The sequence below is a fragment of the Cryobacterium sp. Hh7 genome (assembly GCF_004403155.1).
In the GTDB taxonomy this organism is placed as follows: Bacteria; Actinomycetota; Actinomycetes; order Actinomycetales; family Microbacteriaceae; genus Cryobacterium; species Cryobacterium levicorallinum.
This window is the reverse complement of sequence record NZ_SOHG01000048.1, coordinates 101,039-121,669: the sequence shown is the minus strand read 5'-3', so window position 1 is coordinate 121,669 and position 20,631 is coordinate 101,039. Positions and strand designations below refer to the sequence as shown.

Sequence of the window (20,631 nt, the reverse complement as noted above, 5' to 3'; positions counted from 1 at the left end):
CCTGTCTTCGGCTGCCGCCAACCCCGTTCCCGGCGCTGCTCCGCGCGCCACAGTCGCGTTCCGCGCGAGCGAACCGTCCGCTGAAGGCGACACGGACAGGACCAGCATCGATGGCAGCGACAGCATGGACGGCATCAGCACCGAAAGCGACGAGAGCACCGACAGCAGCGAGAGCACGGACAGCAGCGACAGCAGCGACAGCGACGGCCTCGCAGCTGCCGCCGACACTGACGGTGGCGACCAGGCCGAGAACCACACACCGGCAGAGCACTGCGAAGCCGACAAGCAGACCGACAAGCAGACCGACAGCCAGCACGGCCAGAACGCAGGCCGCGACGAGCAGACTGAAGCAAGCGACGGCCAGGTGCTCAGTCCCTGCCCGCAGGAACCCGGCGACATCCGCTCGATTGGTGAGAAGCAGGCTGGCATCCTCCGCGCCGTATTCGAAGCCGCCGCCCGACAACCCGCAACCCCGACGATGGGCGGCGCGGCACCAACGGTGCTGGTGCACATCCACATCGACGACCTCCTCGCCGGGCGCGGCGCCGGCTGGATCGACGGCATCGACGGCCCCCTCAGTGTCAAACAAGTCGACGAACTCGTCTGCGCCGGCGGGTATCAGCCCGTGTTGTTCGGCCACCAGGGTCAGGTATTGCACCTCGGCACCACCAACCGATTCTTCACCAACAGCCAACGCCGAGCATTAGCGGCCCGTGACGGTGGCTGCGTCATCCCCGGCTGCACCGTGCCGCCGCACCTGACGCAGGCTCACCACGTTATTCCCTGGAGTAAGGGCGGCCTCACGGACATCGACAACGCCGTTCTCATCTGCAACGCCGGGCATGCCAGCATCGAAACGTCCGGCTGGGACATCGACATGCGACACGGAAGGCCCTGGGTGCGCGGCCCCCTCATCTTCGACCCCACCCAAACCTGGCGCCCCGCCGGCCAAAACCGTGCCGCCACCCCCGCCGAGAAACCCCACTGGGAGAAGTGAGCGCCACCGCGATGGGCGCGACGCCCCGGTCGCGGTTCGGATGGGTCTGCGACAGTCTCGCTCACTTCGACAGGCCCTATGGCCGGTTTTCACAAACAGTCTGCGCTGGTCGATGGCGGTCTCGACAAACTCGACCAACGGAAACGGGCGCGCTGTCAAGACTGGATCGCGTGCTGCGCACCGCGGTCTCGACCAGCTCGACCAGAGGAACGCGGACATCGGCGAAGGCTGAGGGCAGGACTTCAGAAACGAGTGGCACCCGACGTAGGCTAGTCAGGTTGCACAATCGATGCACCAGACGCGCGCGTACAGCGCGGGTCACCTGACTCAGGGGGCGGCACTTGACCGACAGCACGACATCCACGACCGACCGCGGCATTCCGAGCACGAACCGAAAGGTCATCGCGCTGGCCATCGCCGGTGCCCTCGGCGGGTTTCTGTTCGGCTTCGACTCCTCGGTCATCAACGGGGCCGTCAACGCGGTCCAGCAGGAATTCGGGCTGAACGCCACCCTGACCGGGTTCGCCGTGGCCTGCGCGCTGCTCGGCGCCGCGGCCGGAGCGTTCTTCGGCGGGCGCTTCGCCGACCGTTACGGCCGCATCCCCATGATGGTGGTCGGCGGCGTGGTGTTCCTGGTCAGCTCGATCGGCTCCGGCTTCGCCTTCGGCGTCGTCGACCTGATCATCTGGCGGGTGGTCGGCGGACTCGGTATTGGTCTCGCATCCGTTGTCGCACCGGCCTATATCGCCGAGATTTCGCCGCGTCAGATGCGTGGGCGCCTCGGCTCGCTGCAGCAGCTCGCGATCACCCTCGGAATCTTCACCGCTCTGCTCTCCGATGCCCTGTTCGCCGAGAGCGCCGGCGGCGCCGGCAGCGAGTTCTGGTTCGGCCTCGAAGCCTGGCGCTGGATGTTCCTGGCCGGCGCGGTTCCGGCCATCGTCTACGGCGGAATCGCGTTCATCCTGCCGGAATCCCCGCGTTTTCTCATTCTGAAAGATAAAGAAGCGGATGCCCGCGCCGTCTTCACCCGGCTCTGGCCGAGCGGCGACGTCGATCGCGAGATTCGCGACATGCGCCGGTCGATCGAGGTCGACGCGCGATCCCAGAAATCGGGCTCGCTGCGGGGGAGTACCTTCGGGCTGAAGCCGATCGTCTGGGTCGGCATCATACTGTCGGTGTTCCAGCAGTTCGTCGGCATCAACGTGATTTTCTACTATTCGACCACCCTGTGGGAGGCCGTCGGGTTCGAAGAATCCAACTCGCTGACCATTTCGGTGATCACCTCGGTGACCAATATCCTGGTCACCCTGGTCGCGATCGCCCTGGTCGACCGGATCGGACGGCGACCGATTCTGCTCACCGGTTCCATCGGCATGACGGTGTCGCTCGCCACCATGGCGATCGCGTTCAGCCAGTCGGTGACGGTGGGTGGCGAGTTGAGCCTGCCGGGGGCGTGGGCGCCGATCGCGCTCGTTGCGGCCAACCTGTTCGTGATCTCGTTCGGCGCGTCCTGGGGTCCCGTGGTCTGGGTGTTGCTCGGGGAGATGTTCCCGAACTCGATTCGGGCCAAGGCACTCGGGCTCGCCGCGGCGGCCCAGTGGATCGCGAACTTCCTGATCACAGTCAGCTTCCCCCCGATGGCGGATGCCTCACTGCCGATCACCTACGGCCTCTACGCCCTGTTCGCCGGGATGTCGTTCTGGTTCGTGCTGCGCAAGGTCCCCGAGACGAACGGCATGTCCCTCGAAGAGGCCGATACCCTGCTGCCGCCGAAGAACTCGGCGAAGAAGGCGGCCGCCGCCCCGGCACGCTAGCCCGGGCGCCGTCGCCCAGGCCGCTGTAGTGGCTGCAAATTTGTGATTGCGCGCCCGAAAGCTGCTCGCACGCCTGGCCTGCCGGACGCGTGAGCAGCGTCCGCTCGCGCCTGCAGCATTCAGCCTCGGCCGTACTGGGTTAGACCCAACGCGTGAGCAGTTTTTGGCCACGCGACGAGACCCACTGCGCATAAAACAGTAGTTCAGGCGACGCGTCAAGCCCCCGAAGGGGAATTCGCACAGCCGGCGGTTTGTCGATAACTTCACAACACAAGATTGTGGAGTGTGACCATGCCCGAACGTGGATACGCCGTTATAAGTTTGAAAACCACTGGACTGTTCCCGTACCAACGGGACCGGGTCGTCGAGGTCGCCGTGGTGCACCTCGACGAGGGTGGTCACATTACTGCGCGGTGGGAGACTGTCGTCAACCCGGAAAGCAACGTGGGGGGCGCGACGAACCATGGCGTCAGCACGGCCGAGCTGCTGCGCGCACCGACGTTTGCCCAGATCGCTCCGCGCCTGGTCGATCTGCTCAGCGGACGAGTGCTGGTCACCCACAATGCCCAGTTCGTCACCGGCTTTCTGATGAGCGAGTTCGGCCAGATCGGCTACGCCCCCGGTCGCGGACTCGAAGCTGTCTGCACCATGCAACTGGCCCGCAGCTACCTGCCGGGTGCCGGACGACTGCTGGTGGATTGCTGCGCGGCCTACGACATTGAGATCGAGCCCGGCCCTGGAGCACTCGTGCAGGCCGTCGCCGGTGCGAGCCTGCTGGCGGCCTATTTGCACGGTTCGCCGAGCGCTGCCCCGTGGACCGACGCGCTCGACCGGGCCGAGCTGAATGTCTGGCCGGCCCTCCCGCGCGCAGCCACGGGCACTGCGCCGGCCTGGGTGCACCGCGACCCGACACCCACGGATGTCCTGGCGACGCCGAGTTTTCTCGCCCGGGTGACCGTGAAGCTGCCCGACTACACCGGCCCGGAGGAGCACCTCGACTATCTCGCCCTGCTCGATCTGTGTCTGCTCGATCGCGTGCTTCTGCCTCGTGACACGCGTGAGTTGCGCATACAGGCGGAAGTCAGCGGGATCAGCCCGACCGACTGCGCCGCCCTGCACCGCAGCTACTTCGGAGACCTCGTGCGCGTCGCGTGGTCGAGCGGCGCGCTGAGCATTGCCGATTCGGCCGAGCTGATCGCCGTCGCCCGCATGCTCAATGTTGCCCCTGAGGTCGTTGCGACCGCGCTGGCTACGCCCGCCTTGGCGCCGCGTCAACCGGTCACCTCCGTCGAGGAAGTACTGCTGGAACGCGGCGATATCGTCGTGTTGACCGGTAACATGGCCCGCGCCCGCGCCGACTGGGGCAAAGAACTGGTTGCCCGCGGACTGTCGCTGGGCACGGCGGTCACGATGCGCACCCGGCTGTTGGTCGCCGCCAACCCGGAGTCGTTCACCGGAAAGACCGGCAAGGCCCGCGACTACGGCATCCCGATCGTCTCCGAGTTCGGGCTGCGCTCGCTGATCGGCGTGCGTTGACGCGGCATCTGCTGCTGCACAACTCCCGCGTAGCGTGAAAGTGGGTGCAGCTAGCGTCGTCGCTGCGCGGCCGTCTCGGCGCAGGCGATGCAGAGGTCGGCGGCGGGCTTGATCTGCAGCCGGCCCTCGGGGATAATCTCGCCGCCGCGCACGCACCTGCCGTAGCTGCCATCGACGATGCGCTGCAGGGCCCGGTCGATGGCCGCGAGCTCTTCGACGGCCTCGCCCTGAAATCCCGACATGCGTGACCATTCGGTGCGCAGCGAGGAAGCCTCAGCGTCGTGGGCGCCATCGGCCGAGCCGTCGCTACGGGAGCTTTGCACGCCGGCGAAGGTGTCGGCGAGACGCTGGGACTTCTCGGTCAGTTCGAGGCGGCGTTCGCCGAGTGCGGTCTCGAAAACGTGCAATTGCGTGGGATTAAAGGGTGAAACGATCATGTTCCATGGTCTCACGCCCTAGATCAGACCGCGTAGGTACTCCTCGACGGTCACGTTGCGGGCAGCGGCCCGCTGCACCAGGCGCCGGTGCTCCTCGGCGCTGAGCGACAGGGTCACCCGGTGCAACTCGCCCGCGCTGCGCACCGCGCCCGTGCCGTGTGGGTCGGTCAGGTCGCGAAAATCCTCGCCGATGTCGTGACCGAGATCGTCGAAAGAGAACAGCTCATCGTGTGCGTAGGCCGAAGCCTGCTCCGTCACCCGGTCCGCGGTCAACGTCGGCGAGCGCTGACCGACGGATGCCGCAGCCGTCGCAGCGCGCCCTCCGCTAACACCAGGCTCGGCCGCCGCTCCGCCCGCGCGAAAACCCGGCCCGGCCGGTGCCGGACGGCCGCGCTGAAACGCCTCGGCCGCCCCGCGCGCACGCTCGTCGGCGGCCTCGTTGAGCGGATGCCCGACGTGCCCCTTGACCCACTCGAACCGGTAGCGACGCCCGGCGATGGCCTCGTCGATCTCCTTGAGCAAATCCAGATTCATGACCGGTTTGCCGTCGCCCTTGCGCCAGCCCTTCGCTTTCCAGCCCTTCATCCACTTGGTGACGGAGTTGATCACGTACTGGCTGTCGCAGAGCACGAGCAGATCGTCATCGATGTGCGCGGTCGCCCGAAACAGTTCGAGCACGGCCTTGAGCTCACCCTGGTTGTTGGTCGCGTGCTTCCAGCCGCCAGCCGCCCAGGAGGAGTCGTCGACGTACCAGGCCCAACCGGCTGGTCCGGGGTTTCCGAGGGCAGAACCGTCGGCGGCAGCGGTGATCGTCATTAGGTGGCCTTTCAAACAGCGGAGCGCAAGTTGACTAAGTCTGCCACCCTCGGCATCCGTTGCCCGTATTGTGTCCGTCATGTAACAGCGCCCCATCACGTCCCCCGAGCTGGTGTGATCATCTCGTGATCGAAAGGTAACCGGTGCCACGGTTGCCGGAAACACGCGCTGGCTAACGTCGAAGTCATGGCCAGCCGCTCGGGCTGCCTGCCGCTTCATCCCGAGGGGACTTCGATGACATCCAGCACCGTTGAATCAGCACCGAACGTGATCGATACCGACACCGCCGTGCTCGTGCACCGTCCGGGCCGGTGGATCGACAATTGGAACCCGGAGAACAAGAAGCAGTGGGAACAGGGCGGCAAGCTCATCGCCGCCCGCAACCTCAAATGGTCGATCTTTGCCGAGTTCCTCGGCTTTGTGGTCTGGCAACTGTGGAGCATTGTCGTCGTGTCGTTGCCGGCCGCCGGCTTCACCTTCTCCACCACCGAGGTGTTCTGGCTCATCTCGATGCCGAGCCTCGTCGGCGCGACCCTGCGCTTTCCGTACACGTTCATGGTGCCCAAGTTCGGCGGTCGCAATTGGACCATCATCTCGGCCGGCCTGCTGCTGATACCCTCGACCGCCCTCGGATTCTGCGTCGGCAACCCGGACACCCCGTTCGGCGTCATGCTGTTCGTCGCCGCGCTCGCCGGCTTCGGTGGCGGCAATTTCGCCAGCTCGATGTCGAACATCACCTACTTCTACCCGCAGAGCCAGAAGGGCTACGCGCTCGGCCTCAATGCCGCAGGCGGCAACCTCGGCGCCGGGATGGCCCAGCTCATCGTGCCGATCGTGATCACCCTCGGCGCCGTCGGCACCCTGAACATCAGCTTCGCCGGCTGGTTCTGGATTCCGCTCATCCTCGTCGCCATGTGGGGCGCCTGGAAGTACATGGACAACCTCACCAACGCCAAGGCCGACTTCGCCGGTTCGATCGCCGCGGTCAAGGAACCGCACTTCTGGATTCTCGCTGTGCTCTACATCGGCACCTTCGGCTCCTTCATCGGCTTCGCGAGCGTCTTTCCCAAGCTCATCGCCGACCAGTTTCCGGCCTACTCCACCTTCCAGGTCGCATCCGCCTCCTTGTCGCTCGCTTTCATCGGCGCTCTCGTCGGTTCGCTGGCCCGCCCGGCCGGCGGACGCCTGGCCGACCGCTTTGGCGGGGCATCCGTCACCGTCGCCGCCTTCGGCGTGATGGCCGTCGGAGCTCTCGTGGTCGTCGCGGTGCTGCCGCTCGGTAACTTTTGGGCCTTCCTCGGCAGTTTCCTGCTCATCTTCGTCGCCACCGGAATCGGTAACGGCTCGACCTACCGCATGATTCCGAGCGTGTTCTCGGCCAGAAGCGGTGTGAAAGACGCCCACCAGAACTCGGGCGACGTCAACACCCAGCGTAAAACGGCCGCGGCCCTCGGCCTCATCTCCGCGGTCGGCGCCTACGGCGGGTTCATCATTCCGCAGGTGCTCGGCCATTCCAAGACCACCACCGGGGACTATTCCAGCGCGATCTACGCCTTCGCCATCGCCTATGTTGTGATGATGTGCGTCACCGCGTTCGTCTACCTCCGCCGCGGTTCCTCCGTCGCCGGCCAGAAGATCTAGGACCCTATGCCCGCGACCGCCACCCACTGCCCGTACTGCTCTTTGCAGTGCGCGATGACACTGAGTTCCGCTGCTGCGACAGCGAGAGAAGCGGATGCTGACGGCTCCGCTTCGCTGGCCGCCGCGGTAACGGTCGCGGGCCGGGACTTTCCGACCAACCGTGGCGGCCTGTGCAAGAAGGGCTGGACCTCGGCCGAACTGCTCGTCTCGCCGGACCGGATTCTCGAACCCCTGCTGCGCCAGGCCGACGGAACCTTCGAGCCGGTCGCCTGGAGCGACGCGCTCGACCTCGTCGCCGCGAAGCTGCGCGAGACCCGTGCGGAGTTCGGGGCCGACGCGGTCGGCGTGTTCGGCGGCGGCGGCCTGACCAACGAGAAGGCCTACCAGCTCGGCAAGTTCACCCGGGTGGCGCTTCGCTCCAGCCGCATCGACTACAACGGCAGGTTCTGCATGTCGAGCGCCGCCGCGGCCGGCAACCGTGCCTTCGGCCTCGACCGCGGGCTGCCGTTTCGGGTGGACGAGCTCGATGCGGCCGACACCATCCTCATTCTCGGCTCCAACGTGGCACAGACCATGCCTCCGTTCATTGGCCACCTCGACGGAGCCCGCGCCGCCGGTGGCCTCGTGGTCGTCGACCCACGGCGAACCGCGACCGCCCGGCTCACCGCGGACGGCGCCGGCATGCACGTGCAGCCGACCCCGGGCAGTGACCTCGTGCTGCTGCTCGGGCTGACCCACATCGTCATCGCCGAGAAACTCGCCGACCAGGACTACCTCGAAGCCCGCACCACCGGGTTCGACGCCGTGCGCCGCAGCGTGAGCCAGTGGTGGCCGACCCGCGTGCAGGAACAGACCGGCGTTCCGGTCTGGCAGCTGCGCGAACTCGCCCGCCGCCTCGCCGCCGGCGCTGCCCGGGGAGCCGCGACCGGCGCTGGCACCTACATTCTCACCGGGCGCGGCGTCGAGCAGCACGCCGACGGCACCGACACAGCCACCGCGGCCATCAACCTCAGCCTCGTGCTCGGCCTCGTCGGCACGAGCCATTCCGGCTACGGCACCCTCACCGGCCAGGGCAACGGGCAGGGCGGTCGCGAGCACGGGCAGAAGTGCGACCAGCTACCGGGCTACCGCAAGATCACCGACCCTGCCGCCCGGGCCCACGTCGCCGGGGTCTGGGGAGTCGACCCCGACAGCTTGCCCGGTGTGGGCCTGCCCGCGGTCGAGCTGCTGAGCGCACTCGGCGAGCCGGGCGGCATCCGCTGTCTGCTGGTACACGGCTCCAACGTCGTCGTCTCCGCGCCGAACGCCGACCGGGTGCGGGCCGCCCTTAAAACGCTCGACTTTCTGGTCGTGGCCGACTTCTTCTTCTCCGAAACCGCGGTGCTGGCGGACGTGGTGCTGCCGGTGACCCAGTGGGCCGAGGAAGAGGGGACCATGACATCGCTCGAGGGCCGCGTTATTCGTCGTCGCCAGGCCGTCGAGGCTCCGGGGGGAGTGCGCAGCGAACTGTGGATCTGGCAGGAACTCGCCAGACGGCTGAATTCCCCGGGAACCTTCAGCGCCGAGGCGGCTGCGGTGTTCGACGAACTCTGCCAGGCCTCCGCGGGCGGGCTGGCCGACTACTCCGGCCTGAGCTATGCCCTGCTCGACTCCGAGGAACCGGCCTTCTGGCCCTACCCGGTCGGGTCCACCGGAACGCCGCGGCTCTTTCTGGATCGCTTCGCCCACCCCGACGGCCGCGCGCACCTCGTCGCCGTCACGGCGCGGCGCCTCGGCGCGCCGGCCCAGGTCGGCGGCACCCTGACTCTGATCACCGGTCGCCTGCTCGAGCACTATCAGAGCGGAACCCAGACCCGGCGGGTGAAAGAACTGGCCGATGCCCAGCCGGAGGCCCGCCTGCAGCTGCACCCGGCCACCGCCGAGCAGCTCGGGATCGAGGACGAGGCCTGGGTCGAAGTCAGCAACGACCGCGGAACGGTGCGCTGCCGCGCCCAGGTGAGCACCGACATCCGCTTCGACACGGTGTTTCTACCGTTTCACTTTGCCGGCGACCAGCGCGCCAACCTGCTGACCGATGACGAGACCGATCCCATCAGCGGCATGCCCGAATTCAAGAAGACGACCGTTCGAGTGAAAGCACTCGTGGAAGCAGGCGCCCATGTCTGAGCAACCTGAGCGCATCGTGCTGGTCGGCTACGGCCCGGTCGGTGCCCGTTTCGTTGAGGAGCTGCTGCCGCTCGTGCGCCAGGGCGCGGCCACGCTGACCGTGGTCGGGGCCGAGAGCGCCGACGCCTACAACCGGGTGCTGATCGCCGAATATGCCGTCGGCAACGCCGACCGGGAGAGCCTGGATATCACCGACACGCTCGCCGCCCGGGAGGCCGGCGTGCACCTGCGCCGCGGTGTGAGTGTCACGGCCATTTTGCGCAGCCGCCGGGCGGTGTCCCTCAGCGATGGCACCCTGCTGCCCTACGATCGGCTCGTGCTCGCGACCGGCGCCCGCGCCAATATCCCCACGCTCGACGGCGTCACCCGGGTGCGCCGAGACCGCCAGATACCTCCAGCGGATGCCGCCACCCTCGACACAAGCGGCGCCCCGCTCCCGCGCGGGGTCACCGTGTTGCGCGACCTGGACGACGCTGAGCGGGTACTCGCAGCAGTGACGGCCGGCAAACGCATCGTCGTGCTCGGCGCCGGCGTGCTCGGCATGGAGATCGCGCTCGCCGCTGCCGCCGCCGGGGGAGAGGCCTGCGTCGTCTACCACGGAGAGATTCCGATGGCGCGTAACCTCGACCGGGGCGGCGGCAGCGTGCTCGCCCGGAGCGCCCGGCGGGCCGGCGTCACCATGGTCAACCACTCCCGCGCCGAAAGCCTGCTGTTTCACCAGGACGACGACGGCGTCGACCGCTTTGACGCCCTGATCTGCGCCGACGGCAAACAGATTCATGGCGACCTGTTGCTGCTCTCCTGCGGGGTCGGCGCCCGCACTGAACTGGCCCAGCTGGCCGGACTGCCGGTCTCGACCGGGATCCTGGTCGATGAGAACCTGCAGAGCTGGACCGACGCGCGCATCTACGCGATCGGCGACTGTGCCCATGTGGCAGCCGCGCCCCGCGCCGGCGATTCGACGGCGCCGCCGGCCGGCGGGCCGAGCGGCCTGATCGGTCCGGGCTGGCGCCAGGCCGACTGGCTCGCCGCACGATTCACCGCCGAGGTGCTGGGCCGGCCCGACATGGCGGCGCTCGCGGCATCCGCTTCGGCCGTCGTCATGCTCAAAGCCGAGGGGATCGACGTCGTCTCGGTCGGCAACACCTCCGCCGACCCCTGGGACCTTTCCGTCGACGACCACGCTGCGGGGTGTGCATCCGCTCCGCTGTACGTGTCGCAGTGGGCCGACCCTGAGCACGGACGCTATGTGAAAATGGTCACCCGCGACGGCATTCTCGACGGCTTCGTCTGCGTCGGGATGCCGCGCACGGCCGCCGAGCTGACCCTGCTGTTCGAGCGCGGCAGTGAGTTGCCGGCGGACCGCTCTGTCCTGCTGCGCTACGACGGACCGGACTACGAGCCCGAGGCTGGCAGCGCGTTCGCGCGGGACGCGACCGTGTGCTGGTGCAACGGCGTCACCGTCGGCGCCATTGCCGACTCTGCCGAAGCCGGCAACACCACCATCGCCTGCATCGGTGCGGCCACTCGCGCCGGCACCGGATGTGGCGGCTGCAAAGCGCGGATCGGGGATGTTCTCGAGCGCTTCGCCGCGGCGACGGCCGAGTCAGCCAGCTGACGATAACCGGCTGGCAGAAACCTTACGGCCGCAGGAAATACTGAGCTTTTCCCGGATTTGTCGGTGCTGCGGCGGTTACACTGCTGCACGACCGACTTGATTCGAAGGAGAATTCATATGCTGGGCAACCTGACCGGATGGCATTTTCTGATCATTCTCGTTGTGATCCTGTTGTTGTTCGGCGCTCCGAAGCTGCCGGGGCTCGCCCGCAGTCTCGGCCAGTCGATGAAGATCTTCAAGAGCGAGATCACGCCGGACCGCAACGGTGAAACTCGGCCGGCCGACGACACCGACGGCAGCACGAGCGCCCACAGCACCCCCAGTACAGACTCGCGCGGCGCACCACACCCGAAAGCCTGATGGTGGTTCAGGGGGTGCGCAGCACTCCCGACAAGAGCAAAATGTCGCTCGGGCAGCATCTGCTGGAATTGCGCAAGCGCCTCTTTCTCGCCGCTGCCGGAATCCTGGTCGGTGCGATTGCGGGCTGGCTGCTGTCCGGATTCGTCTGGGACGGGCTGCGCGAGCCGATCTATGCCATCGTTCGGGCGCAGAACCGCAACGCGCAGATCAACTACCCCGACATCACGAGTGCGTTCGACCTGAAGCTGCGCATCTCGTTCTACGTCGGGTTGATCGTCTCGAGCCCGATGTGGCTCTACCAGATCTTCGCCTTTCTGGTCCCCGGTCTGACCCGCCGCGAGAAGCAATACACCTTCGGATTCTTCTTCTCGGCCGTTCCGCTATTTCTGATCGGCTGTGCGGCTGGCTGGTACGTGCTGCCGCACGTCGTCGAGCTCATGACGAGTTTCGCGCCGCAGCAGGACGCAGCGCTCATCAACGCCCAGAACTATTTTGATTTCGTGCTCAAACTCATGATCGCCATCGGCATCGCGTTCGTGCTGCCGGTGTTCATCGTGCTGCTGAACTTCGCCGGGGTGATCAGCGCCCGTTCGGTCATCAAATCCTGGCGGGTGGCCATCCTCGTGATCATTCTGTTCACCGCCATCGCGACGCCGGCCGCCGACGTCGTATCGATGTTCCTGCTCGCGGTGCCCATGGTCGCGCTCTACTTTGCCGCCTACGGCATCGCCGTGCTGCACGACCGCCGGGCCGCCCGGCGCCTGGCTCCCGTCGGAGCGGATGGGCTGCTGCTCTGATCGTGGATCAGCATCCGCTTAAAGCGCACGTACTCCTTATCGTTTGCTTACGTCCGTGTCCAGCCGTTGGGGCGATCTGTTTTGCGCGGGTAGGTTGACGAGGTCTGTTCAGACACGCTCGGCACATTCATACAACGTCAGGAGAACAAGGATGTTCGATCAGGGTTTCATTACGAATGCCATCAACCGCAGTGCAGAGAATTCCACGGACCGCCGCAACTTTCTGCGGGCTGCCGGTGTGGCCGGCTTCGGCGTGGGAGCGGCGGTACTCGCCACCGGCGGTCCGGCGCTCGCGGCGGAAGCTGCCGTCGCACCAGCAGCCGCACCCAGCGACGCCTCCATTTTGAACTTCGCACTCAACCTTGAATACCTCGAGGCTGAGTTCTACCTGCGCGCCACGACCGGCAGCGGGCTGCCCGACGGTCTGACCACAGGAACCGGAACCCGCGGCGGGGTGACCGGCGGTCGCATGGTGCACTTCAAGACGGCCATTATCAAGAAGTACGCCGACGAGATCGCCGCCGACGAGAAGGCGCACGTGGCCTTCCTACGGTCAGCGCTCGGCAGCGTCGCCGTGTCCCGCCCCAAGATCAACCTCGATGCGAGCTTCACGGCTGCCGCCCAGGCGGCCGGGCTGGTCAAGCCGGGGCAAAAGTTCGACGTCTACGCCAACGAGGCGAACTTTCTGTTCGGTGCCTTCATTTTTGAAGACGTCGGAGTGACCGCCTACAAAGGCGCAGCGCCCCTGATCTCGAACAAGACGTTCCTGGAGGCGGCGGCTGGCCTGCTCGCGGTCGAGGCATATCACGCCGGTGTCATTCGCAGCACGCTCTACGCGCTCGGTATTGCCCTGCCGTCGGTCTACACGACCGCCCAGGCGATCTCCGATGTGCGCGACGCCGTCGATGGTTCGTCCGACCTCGACCAGGGCATTGGCAACGCGTCGAAGGCGAACCTCGTGCCGACCGATGCCAACGGTCTGGCTTTCAGCCGCAGCGCCGCCCAGGTGCTCAATATCACGTATCTCAACGCGGCCCCGGTGCGTTCGGGCGGGTTCTTCCCGGCCGGCGTCAACGGCGTGATCAACACGAGCGGGGCCAACGGCTAGTCGGTCGCCCTCGAACGGGGAGCGTCACGCGGCGCGGGACTTGCGCCAGTGCGCGGCAGGCGCACGTTAGTTGCCGCGCGACGGGTGGCGCGGGAGTTCTGGCCACGCCCGAACTCCCGCGTTTCGGCGCGTCTCCCGCGCACCGTGCTCGCCCGGCCTCACCCCGCTACCCGAATTCCCGCGTTCTGGCGCAGCCCCCACGCGTCTCGCTGCGGCGCCACAGGCCATTCGCCCTGATCGCAGCGGCGAGCGCCAAGCGCCTGCAGTTGGGCGTCAATCTGGCGGATGCCGCGCCCACCGACCGATTGCTGCTGGCCGGCGGGATGTGCACCCACACGGTGTCGGTGACGAGTCTCGCCGAGGTCGACCCGGAGCTGCTCGGCTGGCTGCGCGCCGCCTATGAGGGCAACTGACTCCGAATGAACTACGAGACAGACACCGTGACTTCGTGCAGTCCGGTGGCGCCGTCGGGGGCGACGTCGGCTGTGGCCGACGTTTGAACGAGGCCGGCGGCATCCGTTGCCCGCACCCTTACGGTGTGGTCGCCGGCGATGGCGTCGGTCCAGGTGTACGCCCACTGCCGCCAGGTGTCGACTGAGATCGCGTCGGCGAGGGTGGCATCCTGCCAGGGGCCGTCGTCGATCTGCACCGCGACGGCGCTCACGCCCACGTGCTGGGACCAGGCGACACCGGCAATGACGACCGACCCGGCCGTAGCCGACGTTCCTGCACGCGGTACGTCGATGCGCGAGGAGACTTTGACCGGCCCGAGGGCGGACCAACCGCGCGGCGTCCAGTAACCCTGCTCATCGGCGAAGCGCGTGAGCTTGAGTTCCACCACCCACTTTGTCGCTGACACGTAGCCATACAGGCCGGGTACCACCATGCGCACCGGGTAGCCGTGTTCGAGCGGCAGCGGTTCGCCGTTCATGCCGACCGCCAGAATGGCGTTGCGCCCGTCGGTCAGCGCCTCGATCGGGGTGCCGGCGGTGAAACCGTCCTGGCTTCGGGAGAGCACCATGTCGGCCCCGGTCTGCGGTTTCGCCCGGGCCAGCAGCTCGCGAATCGGATAGCCGAGCCAAGTGGCATTGCCGATCAGGTCGCCGCCGACATAGTTGGAGACGCAGGCGAGCGTCGTTGTGCTCTCTTCGAGCGGCAGGGCGAGCAGCTCGGCGAAGTCGATCTCGACCTCGTTCTCGACCATTCCGGTGATCTTCAGCCGCCAGTCGCGCGGGTCGATGCGCGGCACGCTGAGGGCGGTATCGATGCGGTAGAAGTCGGCGTTCGGGGTGATCAGCGGGGTGATGCCCGCCACGTCGAGGCTCGCCCCGGCCGGTATGGCGGCTTGTCGAACGGATGCCGGTGGCAGCGCGAACAGCGCGCGCGCGGCATCCGCTGCCCGGGTCGCTGCGGCGCTGATCTGGCCGCCGGCCAGGGCGAGCAGCCCGATGCCGGCGGTCACGCCGGTGTAGACGAGAAACCGACGACGGTCAGGGCCGTTCAGGTCGCGGGGTGCGCCGGCCGGTTCCGGTGCGGACCGCCGCAACCGGGTCGTGAGAAGGGTCAGCGCGATCGCCGCGATCCCCATGGCGACGACGGCGGGCACCACGTCGAGGGTAGAGGCGCTCGAGCGGGACAGCGCCGCGAACAGGGCGATCCCCCCGATGAGTACGACGAGCAGTCGGCCGAACGGCGGGCGCCGGCTCTCGAGCACACCGGCGAGGGCGGCTAGTACCAGCAGCACGAGCACGATGGTGACGATCAGCACGATCTTGTCGGCCGTGCCGAACAAGCCGATCACCAGGTCTTTGACGCCGGCAGGAACGATGTCGATGACGAGCGCGCCGACCGTGAGTACCGGGCTCGCGCCGGGGGCGATCCACGCGGCAGTCATCTCGGCCAGCCCGAGGCCAGCCAGCGCCGCGGCGAGCCCGGCAGCCGCCGGGCGCCAGAGTGACCGGGCACGACTTGGCGTGGCAACAGCAGCGGTGTCCGGGGTGACGTAGACCATGTCGCCAGCCTAGAACGGGCTGCTGTGATTACCACCCAGCGGGGGCGCAGGATCAGTTTCGTCAGATATCCGTCACATCTTGTGCGCGCGGTAGTGCAGTCTTGAGGGACTATGTCTGTGCTTGAACGCCTCGAAAACGAAACCGACCCCGACGTTCTCTTCGAGGCGTTCGAAAGCTGGGCGACCGAGCAGGGCCTCACCCTGTACCCGGCGCAGGAGGAAGCGGTCATCGAAATCGTCTCCGGTGCCAACCTCATTTTGAGCACACCGACCGGAACCGGCAAGTCACTCGTGGCTGTCGGGGCCCACTTCGCCGCGCTCTCGGCCGGCAAGCGCAGCTTCTACACCGCGCCGATCAAGGCCCTGGTGAGCGAAAAGTTCTTCTCCCTGGTGGAGACCTTCGGAGCGGAGAATGTCGGCATGATGACCGGCGATTCGAGCGTCAACGCCGACGCTCCGATCATCTGCTGCACGGCGGAGATCCTCGCCAACCTCGCGCTGCGCAACGGTGAGGACACCGAAGTCGACCTCGTCGTGATGGACGAATTTCACTTCTACGGTGACCCGGAGCGCGGCTGGGCCTGGCAGGTGCCGCTGCTGTTGTTGCCGCGGGTGCAATTCATTCTCATGTCGGCCACGCTCGGTGACGTGAAGTTCATCAGCGACGACCTGACCCGGCGTACCGGACGGGACACGGCCGTTGTCACCGGGGTGGAACGCCCGGTCCCACTGAGCTACTACTACGAGCAGACGCCCGTGCACGAAACCGTCGAGGAACTGCTGCACACCGACAAGGCCCCGGTGTATATCGTGCATTTCTCTCAGGCGGCCGCCCTCGAACGTGCCCAGGCCCTCGCGAGCGCCAAGGTCGCCTCCCGCGAGCAGCGTGATGTGATCGCCGAACTGATCGGCGAGTTTCGGTTCACCACGAGTTTCGGCAAGACCCTGTCGCGGCTCATTCGCATGGGAATCGGCGTGCACCACGCCGGCATGCTGCCCAAATACCGTCGGCTGGTCGAGCAGCTCGCCCAGCGCGGCTACCTGCGCGTGATCTGCGGCACCGACACCCTCGGCGTCGGCATCAACGTGCCCATTCGCACCGTGCTGTTCACCGCGCTCACCAAGTACGACGGTGTGAAAATGCGCCAGGTCAACGTGCGCGAGTTCCATCAGATCGCCGGGCGGGCCGGGCGGGCCGGCTACGACACCGCCGGCACGGTCGTGATCCAGGCGCCGGAGCACGAGAGCGACAACCTCAAGGCCATTGAAAAGGCCGGCGACGACCCGAAGAAGAAGCGCAAGATCGTGCGCAAGAAGGCACCCGACGGCTTTGTGTCCTGGGGCGAACCGAGTTTTCGTCGACTGGTCGACGCCGAACCCGAGACCCTGTCGTCGAGCATGCAGATGACCGCGGCGATGCTGATCAACGTGATCGGGCGCGGCGGCGACGCCTTCGCGCACGTGCACTCGCTGGTCTTCGACAACCACGAACCGTGGCGGCGACAGCTGGTGCTGGCCCGGCGCGCGCTGGGCATCTACAAGACCCTCCGCGAAGCCGGAATTGTGGAGCAGAGCGCGAGCGGCAGCATCCGTTTGACCGTCGACCTGCAGGCCAACTTTGCGCTCAACCAGCCGCTCTCGCCGTTCGCGCTGGCCGCGTTCGAGCTGCTCGACCCCGAAGCGCCCACCTACTCGCTCGACATGATCTCGATTCTGGAATCTACCCTGGACGACCCGCGGCCGGTGCTCATGGGGCAGCAGTTCGCCGCCCGCGGTGAAGCCGTGAATGCGATGAAGCGGGAAGGCATCGAATACGACGAGCGGATGGCGCTGCTCGAGGAGATCACCTACCCCAAGCCCCTCGAGGAGCTGCTGAACTACACCTTCGAGACCTACAAGGCCTCCCAGCCATGGATCGCCGACTTCGAGCTGCGACCGAAGACCGTCGTGCGCGACATGTATGAGCGGGCCATGTCGTTCGGGGAATTCATCGCGTTCTACAAGCTCGCCCGCAGCGAGGGCGTCGTGCTGCGCTACCTGTCTGACGCTTACCGGGCGGCCCGACAGACCATTCCCGACGAGGCTAAGAACGAAGACCTGCTCGACCTGATCGAATGGCTCGGCGAGCTCGTGCGCCAGGTCGACTCGAGCCTGCTCGACGAGTGGGAGGAACTGCTGCACCCCGATCTCGCCGTGCACGCCGCCGAATCGCAGGCGATTCTGCCGCCGCCGCCGCGCCGCCTCACCACCAACACGCGGGCCTTTCGCATTCTGGTGCGGAACGAACTGTTCCGCCGGGTGCAGTTGGCCGCGCTCGAGCACTACGACCAGCTCGGCGAACTGGACCGCGAGCACGGCTATTCCAGTGACGTCTGGGCCGAGGCGATGGACGGCTACTTCGCCGAGCACAATGAGCTGCTCACCGGCGGCAACGCGCGCAGCTCCGACCTGCTCATGATCGAGGAGGGCACCGAAGAGTGGACCGTGCGCCAGATTCTCGACGACCCGGCCGGGGACCACGACTGGGGCATCAGCGCGAGCGTGAACCTCGCCGACTCTGACGAGCTCGGCGAAGCCGTCGTGCGCGTCACCGGGGTCAACCGGCTGTAGCGCGGCTCCGCGCCCTTAACCGCGCCCGCGCCCTTAATCGCGCACAGGGTCTTGACCGCGCCTACGCCCGAGACTGGTTGACAACTACCGAACGGGCGTAGCGACTACCCAGATCGGGCGCGCTCGTGCGGTGTCGGTGTGCTGCGCCGCTACGCGCCGGGAGCGCTCAGTGGCGCGGCCGCGTCGGCCGTCCACTCGTTGAGCGACCCGTCATAGATCGAGACGTGCTCGTTGCCGGCGCGGATGAGCGCGAGAGCGCTGGCGGCGGCGGCGATCCCGCCGCCGCAGTAGGTCACGAGGTGAGCGCTCGAGGTCACGGTGGGCGCGAGGGTCGCCTTGAGCGCGTCACCACGGAGGAACGCGTTCGTGACGGGGTCGACGAGCTTCGCGGCTGGCAGGCTGATGCTGCCCGGAATGTGCCCGGCGCGCGGGCGGGTTCCGGCCGTACCGGCGAACTCCGCCGGTGGTAGGGAGCAAACGAGGGCGGCATCCGCGTGGCCGGCGACGATCGACTCGACAAAGCTCTTGTCGACCCACAGCTCGGGCCGCGGCGTTGCCACAAAGCCGCCGGAGAATCTTGGGTGCGTGCCGCCGGCGACCCGCGGGCGTACGCCGCCGGTGGCGTACGGGCGCGTTTCGGCGTGCCACTTGGTCAGGCCACCGTCGAGCACGGCGACATCGTCGTAGCCGAAGGATCGGAACAGCCACCAGATGCGCGCCGCCCATTGACCGACGACGGCGTCGTAAACGACCACCGTGGTCTCATTGTCAATGCCGACGGATGCTGCGGCCGCTTCAAACAGTTCGGCGTTCGGCCGCGAGAAGTCGAATTCGCCGGTCGGGTCGGAGAAAACGTCGAACAGGTCGGCGAACACGGCACCGGGGATGTGTCCCTTGGTGAGGTAGTCCTCGCGCCCACTGAGGTAACGCGGCCCATCGGGGGTGACGGGTGCCAGGGCAAACACGGTGGCGTCGAGAATGACCAGATTGTCGGAACCGAGATGGTCGGCCAGCCATTGCGTGGACACAATGGGGCTGGACACGACGAGCGAGGATGGCACGGGTGAAGTCATAATTCAAGGCTAGCGGTGGCCGCCGACACCGGCCGGAACCGGAGTCGATTCAGGTCGTTCTTAGACACACAGCTACAGCGTCGTGGTCCAATCGAGGTTGATTTTCTGTTTGATGTAGATGTTCTCGCCGAGTCCGGGCACGGAGGGATTCATGGTGAGCAATAGCTGCACCGGGATATTGAATCGCTGGGCAATATCGAAGAATGCGTCACCTTCGATGACCGTGTAGGTGAGCAGCGCGCCGGCACCATCGGACATTGTGGTGCCGCGCGCCCCGGGTGTGCTACCGAGGTCGACGGCCGGCCCCTGGGGCAGCGGCACGGGTTCCGCGTTCGGCACGAGATCGGGTACTTCCGGGTTGGGAATCAATGCCGCTTCCTCCGTGGGTGTCGGAGTGGGCGTTGGCGTCGGCGAAGGCGTCGGTGCGACGCTCGGCGTGATGGTCACCGTCACCGCGGGTGCTGGTTCACCGGCGCAGCCGACCAGCGCAACGAGCAGGAGGGCAGCGACGGCGATGCCCCGGGGGCGACGTACGAAAACGGTGCGAATGGTGGAACCCTTCAAAGAAAGACGGTGCGGCCCGGCCGACCCACGCGTTCAGCCAGCTTAGGGGGAGACCGGTCCGGTCGGACAGGCATCACTACCCCCAGGTGGGGATCAGATCAGCACTCGATCACGTTGACCGCGAGGCCACCCTCGCTGGTTTCCTTGTACTTCGTCATCATGTCGAGTCCAGTTTGGCGCATGGTTTCGATCACCGTGTCGAGGGAGACCAGGTGGGTCCCATCGCCGTGTAGCGCCAGCCGGGCCGCCGATACGGCCGTCGACGAGGCGATGGCGTTGCGTTCGATGCAGAGTACCTGTACCAGACTGCCGACCGGGTATCAGGTCAGTCCAAGGTGATGCTCCATCGCGATCTCGGCCGCATTTTCGACCTGGCGCGGTGTGCCGCCGAGCACGGCACAGAGCGCACCGGACGCCATGGCACACGCAGCTCCGACCGCCGGAATAATGCCAGCCGCCCCGTTGGTGGGCGCGGTGACACGCGGCCGCCGGCCGCATTCTCTTCGTTGACCGCGAGCGCGAAGGCGTGCAGCCACTCGGTCGAGGTGTCCCGGTCGTGTGCGGGCAGGCAGTCATATTCCTCTAAGCGAATACGTACCGCTGCGCCCCGACGCTGGACCTTGAGTCCGCCCGGCAGCGTGCCCATCGGCGACCAGGCCGGCTTCGACACAGACGTGCATGGCGTCCCAGATGGCGTCGAGTTCGGCATCGAGCGCGGCGCTGCCATGGATGGCTTCTTCGTTGCGGCGCGCGACCTCGCAGATGATGAGCTCGTGCGCGTCGCACAGCGCGAGCAATTCGGCACTGGACTCGAAGGGGAGCGGCTGCTGAGAAGCGGCCACGCGAATCTGGTCGCCGTCGTGCCGGATAAACCCGCCGCCGATGAAATAGTACGTCTCCTCGAACAGCGCCGTCGAGTCGTCGGTGCCAAACTGATCGGCTCCAAACGCGGACAGGGTCAGCGCGTTCGGATGCCCGCCCCGGGTTCCGTCATCGATGGCCTGGGCCGACTGTGGAATGGCCAGGGCCAGACCAACCGGCGCGAGCAGGGCGGCGGCCAGCAGCAAACTCTGACACCGAACA

16 protein-coding genes and 1 pseudogene are annotated in these 20,631 nt (G+C 66.8%); 11 read left to right on the top strand and 6 right to left on the bottom strand.

Annotated elements, in window-relative coordinates; all coding sequences use genetic code 11:
• The 3 genes from E3T43_RS13680 to E3T43_RS13670 all read left to right on the top strand — a co-directional run.
• The coding region (locus E3T43_RS13680; protein ID WP_134472828.1) for an HNH endonuclease signature motif containing protein at nucleotides 1-997 on the top strand (997 nt) is incomplete at its 5' end.
• Nucleotides 998-1,338: 341 nt separating this feature from the next.
• Nucleotides 1,339-2,811, top strand: coding sequence for a sugar porter family MFS transporter (locus E3T43_RS13675; RefSeq protein WP_134472827.1), 1,473 nt, complete (start codon nucleotides 1,339-1,341; stop codon nucleotides 2,809-2,811).
• 291 nt (nucleotides 2,812-3,102) lie between these two features.
• Nucleotides 3,103-4,347, top strand: coding sequence for an exonuclease domain-containing protein (locus tag E3T43_RS13670; protein ID WP_134472826.1), 1,245 nt, complete (start codon nucleotides 3,103-3,105; stop codon nucleotides 4,345-4,347).
• 50 nt (nucleotides 4,348-4,397) lie between these two features.
• Here E3T43_RS13670 and E3T43_RS13665 read toward each other — a convergent pair whose 3' ends face one another.
• Nucleotides 4,398-4,784 (bottom strand): TraR/DksA C4-type zinc finger protein, encoded by a 387-nt coding sequence (locus E3T43_RS13665; protein ID WP_092451559.1) that lies wholly within the window; start codon nucleotides 4,782-4,784, stop codon nucleotides 4,398-4,400.
• An 18-nt stretch (nucleotides 4,785-4,802) separates the two neighbouring features.
• On the bottom strand, nucleotides 4,803-5,600 hold the full coding sequence (locus tag E3T43_RS13660) for an RNase H family protein (protein ID WP_134441658.1): 798 nt from the start codon (nucleotides 5,598-5,600) through the stop codon (nucleotides 4,803-4,805).
• Between the two features lie 234 nt (nucleotides 5,601-5,834).
• Here E3T43_RS13660 and E3T43_RS13655 point away from each other — a divergent pair, with 234 nt between their 5' ends.
• The 7 genes from E3T43_RS13655 to E3T43_RS19770 all read left to right on the top strand — a co-directional run bounded on the left by E3T43_RS13655 (nucleotide 5,835) and on the right by E3T43_RS19770 (nucleotide 13,703).
• A complete protein-coding gene (locus E3T43_RS13655) occupies nucleotides 5,835-7,241 on the top strand; it encodes an MFS transporter (protein ID WP_134472825.1) in 1,407 nt (468 codons plus the stop codon).
• 6 nt (nucleotides 7,242-7,247) lie between these two features.
• Complete coding sequence (locus tag E3T43_RS13650; RefSeq protein WP_134472824.1) at nucleotides 7,248-9,407, top strand: molybdopterin oxidoreductase family protein; 2,160 nt, start codon at nucleotides 7,248-7,250, stop codon at nucleotides 9,405-9,407.
• Nucleotides 9,400-11,025, top strand: coding sequence for an FAD-dependent oxidoreductase (locus tag E3T43_RS13645; protein WP_134472823.1), 1,626 nt, complete (start codon nucleotides 9,400-9,402; stop codon nucleotides 11,023-11,025). The genes E3T43_RS13650 and E3T43_RS13645 overlap by 8 nt, the downstream gene beginning before the upstream one ends.
• A 117-nt stretch (nucleotides 11,026-11,142) precedes the next feature.
• A complete protein-coding gene (gene tatA, locus E3T43_RS13640; protein WP_134472822.1) occupies nucleotides 11,143-11,385 on the top strand; it encodes a twin-arginine translocase TatA/TatE family subunit in 243 nt (80 codons plus the stop codon).
• Between the two features lie 41 nt (nucleotides 11,386-11,426).
• A complete protein-coding gene (gene tatC, locus E3T43_RS13635; RefSeq protein WP_134472841.1) occupies nucleotides 11,427-12,182 on the top strand; it encodes a twin-arginine translocase subunit TatC in 756 nt (251 codons plus the stop codon).
• Between the two features lie 151 nt (nucleotides 12,183-12,333).
• Nucleotides 12,334-13,290: a ferritin-like domain-containing protein gene (locus E3T43_RS13630; RefSeq protein ID WP_092451571.1), complete on the top strand. Its 957-nt coding sequence runs from the start codon at nucleotides 12,334-12,336 to the stop codon at nucleotides 13,288-13,290.
• Between the two features lie 98 nt (nucleotides 13,291-13,388).
• Entirely contained in the window at nucleotides 13,389-13,703 is a 315-nt protein-coding gene (locus tag E3T43_RS19770) for a DUF5655 domain-containing protein (protein ID WP_370449968.1), read from the top strand.
• A gap of 11 nt (nucleotides 13,704-13,714) precedes the next feature.
• On the opposite strand, the gene E3T43_RS13625 is transcribed toward E3T43_RS19770, so the two are convergent.
• Nucleotides 13,715-15,301 carry a molybdopterin-dependent oxidoreductase gene (locus E3T43_RS13625; protein ID WP_134472821.1) on the bottom strand — a complete coding sequence of 529 codons (1,587 nt, stop codon included), beginning with the start codon at nucleotides 15,299-15,301 and terminating at the stop codon, nucleotides 13,715-13,717.
• 111 nt (nucleotides 15,302-15,412) lie between these two features.
• Between E3T43_RS13625 and E3T43_RS13620 the strand changes: the two genes are divergently transcribed.
• On the top strand, nucleotides 15,413-17,911 hold the full coding sequence (locus E3T43_RS13620) for an RNA helicase (RefSeq protein WP_134472820.1): 2,499 nt from the start codon (nucleotides 15,413-15,415) through the stop codon (nucleotides 17,909-17,911).
• Between the two features lie 149 nt (nucleotides 17,912-18,060).
• On the opposite strand, the gene E3T43_RS13615 is transcribed toward E3T43_RS13620, so the two are convergent.
• The 3 genes and pseudogenes from E3T43_RS13615 to E3T43_RS13605 all read right to left on the bottom strand — a co-directional run.
• Nucleotides 18,061-18,984, bottom strand: a complete 924-nt coding sequence (locus E3T43_RS13615) for a sulfurtransferase (RefSeq protein ID WP_134472819.1) — start codon at nucleotides 18,982-18,984, stop codon at nucleotides 18,061-18,063.
• A gap of 72 nt (nucleotides 18,985-19,056) precedes the next feature.
• Nucleotides 19,057-19,548: a LysM domain-containing protein gene (locus E3T43_RS13610; protein WP_134472818.1), complete on the bottom strand. Its 492-nt coding sequence runs from the start codon at nucleotides 19,546-19,548 to the stop codon at nucleotides 19,057-19,059.
• A 98-nt stretch (nucleotides 19,549-19,646) separates the two neighbouring features.
• A pseudogene (locus tag E3T43_RS13605) lies at nucleotides 19,647-20,522 on the bottom strand (L-serine ammonia-lyase, iron-sulfur-dependent, subunit alpha); the annotation flags it as partial.
• Nucleotides 20,523-20,631: the final 109 nt, after the last annotated feature.

Coding starts and splice junctions, on each gene's coding strand:
- E3T43_RS13655 (WP_134472825.1), top strand. CDS start 5,835: ATGACATCCAGCACCGTTGAATCAGCACCGAACGTGATCGATACCGAC.
- E3T43_RS13645 (WP_134472823.1), top strand. CDS start 9,400: ATGTCTGAGCAACCTGAGCGCATCGTGCTGGTCGGCTACGGCCCGGTC.
- tatC (WP_134472841.1), top strand. CDS start 11,427: ATGTCGCTCGGGCAGCATCTGCTGGAATTGCGCAAGCGCCTCTTTCTC.
- E3T43_RS13660 (WP_134441658.1), bottom strand. CDS start 5,600: ATGACGATCACCGCTGCCGCCGACGGTTCTGCCCTCGGAAACCCCGGA.
- E3T43_RS13620 (WP_134472820.1), top strand. CDS start 15,413: ATGTCTGTGCTTGAACGCCTCGAAAACGAAACCGACCCCGACGTTCTC.
- E3T43_RS13625 (WP_134472821.1), bottom strand. CDS start 15,301: ATGGTCTACGTCACCCCGGACACCGCTGCTGTTGCCACGCCAAGTCGT.
- E3T43_RS13615 (WP_134472819.1), bottom strand. CDS start 18,984: ATGACTTCACCCGTGCCATCCTCGCTCGTCGTGTCCAGCCCCATTGTG.
- E3T43_RS13665 (WP_092451559.1), bottom strand. CDS start 4,784: ATGATCGTTTCACCCTTTAATCCCACGCAATTGCACGTTTTCGAGACC.
- E3T43_RS13650 (WP_134472824.1), top strand. CDS start 7,248: ATGCCCGCGACCGCCACCCACTGCCCGTACTGCTCTTTGCAGTGCGCG.
- E3T43_RS13630 (WP_092451571.1), top strand. CDS start 12,334: ATGTTCGATCAGGGTTTCATTACGAATGCCATCAACCGCAGTGCAGAG.
- tatA (WP_134472822.1), top strand. CDS start 11,143: ATGCTGGGCAACCTGACCGGATGGCATTTTCTGATCATTCTCGTTGTG.
- E3T43_RS13670 (WP_134472826.1), top strand. CDS start 3,103: ATGCCCGAACGTGGATACGCCGTTATAAGTTTGAAAACCACTGGACTG.